Source organism: Nitrosomonas sp. ANs5, from assembly GCF_050584665.1.
GTDB lineage: Bacteria > Pseudomonadota > Gammaproteobacteria > Burkholderiales > Nitrosomonadaceae > Nitrosomonas.
Genome location: NZ_JBEUDO010000080.1, coordinates 1 through 8473 on the forward strand (window position 1 = coordinate 1; position 8473 = coordinate 8473).

Below are 8473 nucleotides of genomic sequence, written 5' to 3' on the forward strand. Positions count from 1 at the left end.
AATAGTTCAGAGGCATATAGAATTCTGTAAGGAACCCAGAAATTTCAGTTAGATGGACCGAGAGGCCCAGCTTTTAGACCGCAGAGCAAAGCGCAACACCACGAAATAGCATTCCATTCCGGTATGTTGCGATGTCGTCATAGGATTTAAAAACTGCGCAATTCCGCTTAAAGCGCCATGACCGACCGGGCGAGCATAAAAACAACAATTTACTCTTTCATGACAATAGATTAGTTAAAATATCGATCAATCGAGATTTCCAGATCAAACGATCCGAGTGTCGAGTTCACTCGCCAGCACCTGCAATTCGTTCGAAATTGTAACCGGATATGCCGCATTTTTTTTCAAGCCGCGCAAGCCAGCTGGCAAAACTGTGTAATTTTGCAAGGTTTGCTGACGCATGGCATGCAAATCCGGAGAGGCCTGGATTCGCACACCTTCCCGCATGACAGGCTGCAGCAGCGGCTGGCCCGGTTGCGGGTCATTCTCTTCGAGCGCGACGATGTCCGCCAGCATCCTGCCATGATCATCGAATTGGCGGTAAACCTGTTTTCTGCCCGGCCAGGTGGCCTTGCCCTCGGAGCGTTTGCGGCGCGGCACACCGGCGTATTCCTGAAGCTTATAAACACAATCGAAAGCGGGCACATCGATGGAAATATCCAATGCCGTGCCGATTCCGAAACCATCGATCGGTGCGCCCGAGGCTAACATATCGCTTAATCGGTATTCATCCAGATTACCACTGGCGAAAATCTGCGCTTGCAGCAACCCACCTCTATCCAATATCTGCCTTACCTGAAAAGCATGCATAGCCAAATCGCCACTATCCAGACGCACACCCTTGATGTGAATCTGTTCAGCTGCCAATTTATGGGCAAGGCACACCACTTTGGAAGCGGCCACTTCGGTATCATAGGTATCGATCAGCAAGATCGCATTATCCGGATGTGAACGTGCAAAATGTTCAAAGGCAATCGCCTCATCGGCATGTGCCTGTATAAACGAATGCGCCATCGTGCCATAGAGCGGCACGTCATATAAAGCACCCGCCAGCACGGTCGCACTGCCGGAAAATCCTGCCAGATAGCTGGCGCGCGCAGCCAGCAATGCAGCTTCCGCACCATGGGCGCGACGCATACCAAAATCCACCAGCAGTTTCCCGGGGGCGACTAAAACCGAACGGGCAGCCTTCGAAGCGATCAGACTCTGGAAATGCAGCAAATTGATGATACGTGATTCGACCAGTTGTGCTTGCGGCAGGGAGGCCGTCACGCGCAGAATGGGTTCATTCTGAAAAAAGAGCGTACCTTCCGGCATGGCATGCACATCACCGCTGAAACTGAAATGCTCGAGGTAGTCAATGACCGCTGTCGGGAACCGTTCTGCCAGCCACGCCAGCTCCTCTGCCGTGAATCGCATCTGCTCAAGAAAATCGGCCACCTGCTCCAATCCAGCCGCCACCATGAAATTACGTTCTGGCGGAAGCTTGCGCATAAACAATTCGAACACGGCTATATCGTGCATACCTTGCTCAAGATAGCTCTGCAGCATTGTAAATTGGTAGAGATCGGCCAATAGCGGGCTGGATAGCGGATTCATGGCTGTAGTCTCCCAAAGTCAATCAAATGCGCACCTGACTGGCACATTTCCTGAATTGCCCGCGCGCCGTCATCCCGTTGCAGATTGATTGCACGCACACCATCTTCCAACACAAATACTTGATACCCTTTACGCAAAGCATCTTTGACCGTCTGTAAGATACAATATTCAGTTGCAATGCCAGCGATAAACAATCGGCGCACGCTATGGGCGCGAAGTAAAGTATCGAGCGCTGTCCCCTCGAAACCAGAATAAGCCTCTTTTTCCGGGGCAGTTGCCTTGGATATGACATGCGTTCCAGGCGGCCAGTTGAGCGACGGATGAAAATCCGCGCCTGGTGTATGGGCGATGCAATGCGGCGGCCAGATGCCTCCCTGTTGAACAAAAGAGCAATGATTTGGCGGATGCCAATCACGCGTCGCGAATACAGGCAAATCACCTGCCTCAAACCGGGCCATATAGTGGTTGAGCAGGGGGATAATTGCATCTCCCTCGGGCACAGCCAGGCTTCCGCCCGGCAGGAAGTCATTCTGCATATCGGCTATGATCAAGGCATCATCATGTTCGAGTGTGACAGGTTCCATCAGCAGTACTCGCTTAGAATTGGTATATTAATCACGGCAAATGATCCACCACAAAACGACCAGCACCGCAGCAAAGCTGGGCCTTGAGAATCACATCCTATAGCCCGCTTGACTGAAGCCTTCAGACTGGCTTACATCCGTCGTGAGGCCCCCGCTTAATGGCGTGTCACGACGAAGCTCCAACCAGAATATCAAAATACTGGACGTTTGCGTGCAGCAGGCGGATAACGTTGCTGACGGGCCCGTCATTGTTCGCTACCATTATTAAAAGGCGACCTGGAATGCGCATACAACAGAATATGCCCGGATGACCGCCGAGACAATGCCGCGGGGCAGCACCAATCCACTATACCGCTCCCATTTATCGTGTGCCGACATGCCTGATTTTACACTTCATACCTATGATTACATGGTCATTACCGGCTATGTAATCGTGATTCTCTGGATCGGATTGCGCGTATCCAGAAATACCAATAATACCGAGGATTATTTTCTTGCCAGCCGCTCATTGAGCTGGCCACTGATCGGTTTGTCTCTCCTTGCTTCCAACATGTCGTCAACCAGTTTCATCGGCATGGCCGGCAGCGCATATAGCATTGGCATCTCGGTATTCAATTATGAATGGATGGCGACGATTGTACTGATCTTCTTCACCCTGTTTTTGCTGCCGCAGTTGTTAAACAGCCGCGTCTATACCATGCCGGAATTTCTGGAACGGCGCTATGACAGACGTGCCCGCTTCTATTTTTCTGCTTTCACCATCCTGGGAAATATTTTCATCGACACGGCTGGCGCACTCTACGCAGGCGCGCTAGTCATTTTTCTGCTTTACCCTGAAATACCTTTTGCGCTTTCGGTCATCATTCTCGCCATTCTGGCCGGTGTCTATACAATTCTGGGTGGACTGAGGGCGGTGGTTTATACCGATACAATTCAGGCAATCCTGCTGTTGCTTGGTGCCCTCCTGATTTCTGCCCTGGCATTCGGGCGACTGGACTCCTGGCAGACTGTCGTAAACAATGTCGACGCGAGCATGCTGCGCCTCATTCAGCCGATCGATGATCCTTTTCTGCCCTGGCCCGGCCTGTTGTTTGGCGTCCCGCTGCTCGGCTTCTATTTCTGGTGCACCAATCAATTCATGGTACAACGTGTGCTGGGCGCCAGAAACCTCGATCATGGGCGCTGGGGGGTGTTACTGGCAGGATTTTTGAAACTGCCTATGCTCTTCATCATGGTTATGCCAGGCGTCTTCGCCCTGCTCTTGTATCCTGACTTGCCTTCCCTGGATACTTTCACGCCGGATATTGTATTCCCGGTATTGCTCTTCGATTTACTGCCCAGCGGATTGAGAGGATTGATACTGGTTGCGTTGATCGCTGCAATCATGTCTTCTATCGACTCCACTCTGAACGCAGCTTCCACACTGGTCACGATGGATTTCACCAAGCTGCTGAAACCGGCATGGAGCGAACAACAGCTACTATTGGCAGGCCGGATTACGACCTTCATCTTCATGCTGATTGCCGCCATCTGGGCACCCATCATTGCCGATTTCCCCTCGCTCTGGGTCTATTTGCAGTCGATATTGGCCTATCAAAGCCCACCCTTTGTCGCGGCACTGCTGTTGGGCATATTCTGGAGCGGAGCCAACAGGCAAGCCGCTTTCTGGGGACTGATAGGTGGACATCTGCTGTCCGCATTGCTGTTCGTGGCCAATATGCTACTCGGCATCATCGATATCCACTTCCTCTACGTGGCGCCGATCCTGTTTGTCTTCAGCAGTCTCCTGATCATAGCCATTTCCCTGTTCAAGATCAGCGAACATGATCGCGCATCCATCGAAGGCTTGCTCTGGACAGCGGATACGTACAAGCAAGAAAGCAAGGCGCTAATGGATAAAGCATGGTATCAAAACTACAGGATACAATCAGCCATCATACTCGCAATCACGCTCCTGCTTCTGATTAGCTTCTGGTAACCAGCAATTCATAGCCGAAGCCAGGTTAACGTTGGAACACATGCTCATCATTCACGAAGCTGAAATTGCAAAACCAGACTTCTACCAATCGTGTGTATTCACGGTTTGATTCAACCACGAATGGACACGAATGCACACGAATGATTTAGCGGTGCTGTTCACATGGGTTGAATATTGTCATACGGCGGGACAAAGGCATGATGACCGCTCCAATTACGGCTGAAACACAGCCCCAAGGGTGCGCTTGCGCACCGGTTTTTACCTATGCGGCGATTTGCTGGCAATGGTCTGAGTTTGACTGGTTTTGTTAACCACGAATACACACGAATGGTTAGGTGGCAACGCACACATGGATTGCGTTTTGCCATACAGCAGGGCAAATACGTGATAACCGGCCAAATTACGGTTGAAGCACAATCGAAGTGGTTTGCATTATTCGTGTGTATTCGTGTCCATTCGTGGTAAATCACTAGTACTCCGTTCCTCCAAACCGCTTACATGAAATCGCGCCTTCGCCTGTCATGCGTTGTTGCAAATCCTCGCCATAGCTACGGCTATGACTGCGGTTTGCGCCTAGCCTGGCAGGCGAATCCATCGATTTCATTTGTAAGCTAATTGACGGAACGGAGTACTAGAATGCTAACGTGGACGCGCGGGCGACGATTCTCCCGTAAAGCCCAATAGGCCACGCAGCCATTTCTCGGATTCAAGTATGACCAACAATACCACGCCGGCAAGCACGATCTCTATCCCCTGCATAACAGCCAGTGGCCGGGTGCCGAAAAATACTTCCATGAAGGGCGCATATGTGAACATCAGCTGCAATACGAGCACCGTGGCAACCGCCATCAAAACCGGCTTCGTTCCCTTGATGCCGGTCATGGTAAACGAAGGGGCACGCAAGTAACGCACACTGAATAGATAAAACACTTCCATCGAGACCAATGTATTGACTGCAATCGTGCGCGCCTCTTCCAGCGCTGCCCCACGCATAAGCGCCAGTTCAAACATGCCGAAAATACCGATCAGAAAAAGTGTTGAAACCAGTGCAATACGCCAGATTAGGAACCCGGATAGAATGGGTTCAGACACCGGTCTGGGTGCGCGCCGCATCACATTCGGCTCAGTCGGCTCGAATGCCAATGCAAGCGCGAGTGCAACTGAACTTACCATATTCACCCATAAAATCTGTACCGGCGTAATCGGCAGCGTAGCGCCCATGATAATCGCAGCAATCAGTGCACCCGATTCGCCACCATTGATCGGCAACAGAAAGGTAATCGATTTCTTGAGATTGTCGTAGACAGTACGACCTTCTTCAATCGCGCGCTCGATGGATGCAAAGTTATCGTCAGCCAGCACCATTTCCGCTGCCTCCTTCGCAGCCTCGGTCCCTTTTACGCCCATCGCCACACCGACATCCGCCCGCTTCAGGGCGGGGGCATCATTCACACCATCACCGGTCATCGCCACCACTTCATCATTTGCCTGGAGAGCCTCCACCAGTCGCAGCTTGTGCTCCGGACTCGAGCGCGCAAACACGTCAACTTCAGCAACCAGTTTGCGCAAACTGACATCATCCAGCGACTCGATATCTTTACCTTCAACCGCCTTGATGCCGTCTCCAATACCCAGCTGTTTGCCAATCGCACGCGCTGTAATCAAATGATCGCCGGTAATCATTTTTACACGGATGCCGGCCTCTCGACAGGTTTTGACCGCGACAATCGCCTCGTCACGCGGCGGATCGATAATGCCGACCAAGCCGAGTAAAGTCAGGTGATCCTCCACATCCCCGAACTGCAAGGCGTGTTTATCATTATCGAAACATTTGGTGGCGATGGCCAATACACGCTCACCCTGTGAAGCCAGATGATCAATCAGCGATTCCCAGCGTTCGCGATCCAGTTCTCGATCGCAGCCATTGTGACGTTCCTTGCCACACATCGCCAGCACCCGCTCCGGGGCACCCTTGACGTAGGCAAACACATGACCATCGTGATCATGATGCAAGGTCGCCATAAAACGGTGCTCGGATTCGAATGGAATCACATCGGTACGCGGGCACGTTTCTTGCTCGGATGCGGGATCGAGACGCGCCTTCAATGCCAGTGTGATCAACGCACCCTCGGTCGGATCACCTTCCAGCTCCCAGACATCTTGTTTATGCCGCAACCGGGCATCGTTACACAGCAAACCGGCCCGTGCCAACTCTATCAGGTCGCCGTGTTGATCGGGATCGGTCTCGGCGTCATCCAACAGGAAATCCCCATGGGGGGCGTATCCTACGCCAGTGACTGAAAATTGCTGTTCTCCGCACATCACATTCTGCACCGTCATCTCATTACGGGTAAGCGTACCCGTTTTATCGGAGCAGATGACCGTCACCGAACCCAGGGTTTCCACCGCAGGCAACCGCCGAATGATGGCATGACGCCCTGCCATGCGCTGCACACCGATTGCCAGTGTGATCGTCATAATGGCCGGGAGACCTTCCGGAATGGCGGCAACCGCGAGGCTGACTGCCGCCAGAAACATATCTGCCGCCGTATAGTCACGCAAATAAATGCCGAATGTAAACGTGAGTGTGGCAAAGACCAGGATCGCGCCCGTCAACCAATGGGCGAATTTGCCCATCTTGCGCGTCAACGGCGTTGAAATTTCTTCCACTTTCGCGATCATCGCACTGATCCGCCCGATTTCTGTTGCCTCACCGGTGGCAATGACAACGCCAGCCGCCTGACCATAAGTGACCAGCGTACCGGAATACGCCATGGAGAGGCGGTCTCCGATCCCTGCTTCCTCCTCGACCGGATTCACATGTTTTTCTACGGGTTCAGATTCACCTGTCAATACGGCTTCATCCACTTTCAATGTGCGCACTTCGAATAAGCGCAGATCAGCAGGCACTTTGTCACCCGACACGAGCAGCACGATATCACCGGGCACAACCTCCTCGGCTGGAATTTCGTGGGTCTGGCCTTCACGGCGCACGACTGCATGCGGTGACAACATATCGCGGATAGCATCCAGCGCGCGTTCCGCTTTACCTTCCTGGATGAAACCGATGATCGAATTTACCAGTACCACACCGAGAATAACGCCTGTATCCACCAGATGGCCGAGCATCGCCGTGACTGCCGCCGCCGCCAGCAGAACGTAGATTAAAACGTTGTGGAATTGCACCAGAAAGCGTTTGAACGGTCCCCGGCGCTGCGCAGGTTTCAAGCGATTCCGGCCGTATGTGTCGAGCCGGTGTGCAGCCTCTTCCTGAGTGAGTCCCCGGGGGTCACTTTCAAAGTGATCCAGCACCTCGTTTGTCGCATGGGCGTGCCATGGTTGAGTAGATATTATCTTGTGGTTTTCTGTCATGGAAAAGTCTTGATTTGGCCTGAAATTGTTAATCATTGCCGGCACGGCAACCTGACCGACCTCTATAAAATCAAATGAATTAACGCTAAAGTGCTGCCAAAAGCTGAGTCGTCCGATGAATCTCGGGCGGACCATAGCATGCGTATCTCTGGACGCTGCAATGCCACTTTTCAGCTTGATAATTGCGCTATTCCGCCTGCAGTACCATCATCCTATGAGCAGGGTTGAAAATCATGAATGATTCCCTTTTTCAATTGTTGCCTATAAAATCATCGCGATCAACCAAGATATTCAGTTTCTATAGCGCTCCCGCCCAGGTCAATAGTCTTATTACGTTCGCGTTTTAATTTCCGTCATCCTGTCAACAGGCATCAATGCTCCTGGCCGCGAATCAGCAAAACGGGAATCGGTGCAATCCGTACCAAGCCTTCTGCCACACCACCGAGTAACAACCGACTAAAGCCGGTATGACCATGCGTGCCGATGACGATCAGATCAGCCTGCCAACGCTCGGCTTCGGCTACCAGCAATTGCGCAACACGCTCCTTGCTCGCCTGAATTATCCTGGTTTCAGCCTCCAGGCCAGCTTCCTTGACGAGCATTTCGGCTTCGGCGAGTATCTTTTCTCCACAGCTACGAACTGTTCTCTGCAATTCTTCGTAACTGATATAGTCTTTGTTAATTAGATAAATTATGTCTTCATAGACATGCACCAGTTCCAGTTGGGAACCTAACCGTTGCGCCAATTTGATCGCTTCTTGCACAGCACGGTTTGAAGTTGGGCTACCGTCAACTGGGACCAGGATTTTTTGGTACATGGCACCTCCCGAAAATTTCGATTGAATAACTATCCGTTTTGCATGTTCATTCTAAACTTATCATTGCTGCTGCGTACATGAACTTCCTCGCTGTTGCATGACAGGATCAAGCAGCTTCTTAA

The 8473-nt window shown here is 51.8% G+C and carries 5 protein-coding genes; 1 reads left to right on the plus strand and 4 read right to left on the minus strand.

Annotated features, from left to right (window positions below; all coding sequences use genetic code 11):
- Window positions 1-264: 264 nt before the first annotated feature.
- Both ABTW62_RS12950 and ABTW62_RS12955 read right to left on the minus strand, forming a co-directional pair.
- Window positions 265-1599, minus strand: coding sequence for a nicotinate phosphoribosyltransferase (locus ABTW62_RS12950; protein WP_430904992.1), 1335 nt, complete (start codon window positions 1597-1599; stop codon window positions 265-267).
- Window positions 1596-2183 carry a nicotinamidase gene (locus ABTW62_RS12955; protein ID WP_430904993.1) on the minus strand — a complete coding sequence of 196 codons (588 nt, stop codon included), beginning with the start codon at window positions 2181-2183 and terminating at the stop codon, window positions 1596-1598. The genes ABTW62_RS12950 and ABTW62_RS12955 overlap by 4 nt, the downstream gene beginning before the upstream one ends.
- Window positions 2184-2559: 376 nt before the next feature.
- Between ABTW62_RS12955 and ABTW62_RS12960 the strand changes: the two genes are divergently transcribed.
- Window positions 2560-4161 carry a sodium:solute symporter gene (locus tag ABTW62_RS12960; RefSeq protein ID WP_430904994.1) on the plus strand — a complete coding sequence of 534 codons (1602 nt, stop codon included), beginning with the start codon at window positions 2560-2562 and terminating at the stop codon, window positions 4159-4161.
- Window positions 4162-4800: 639 nt separating this feature from the next.
- On the opposite strand, the gene ABTW62_RS12965 is transcribed toward ABTW62_RS12960, so the two are convergent.
- Together ABTW62_RS12965 and ABTW62_RS12970 are read right to left on the minus strand one after the other, a co-directional pair.
- Window positions 4801-7533 carry a cation-transporting P-type ATPase gene (locus ABTW62_RS12965; RefSeq protein WP_430904995.1) on the minus strand — a complete coding sequence of 911 codons (2733 nt, stop codon included), beginning with the start codon at window positions 7531-7533 and terminating at the stop codon, window positions 4801-4803.
- A gap of 371 nt (window positions 7534-7904) precedes the next feature.
- Complete coding sequence (locus ABTW62_RS12970) at window positions 7905-8351, minus strand: universal stress protein (RefSeq protein WP_430904996.1); 447 nt, start codon at window positions 8349-8351, stop codon at window positions 7905-7907.
- Window positions 8352-8473: the final 122 nt, after the last annotated feature.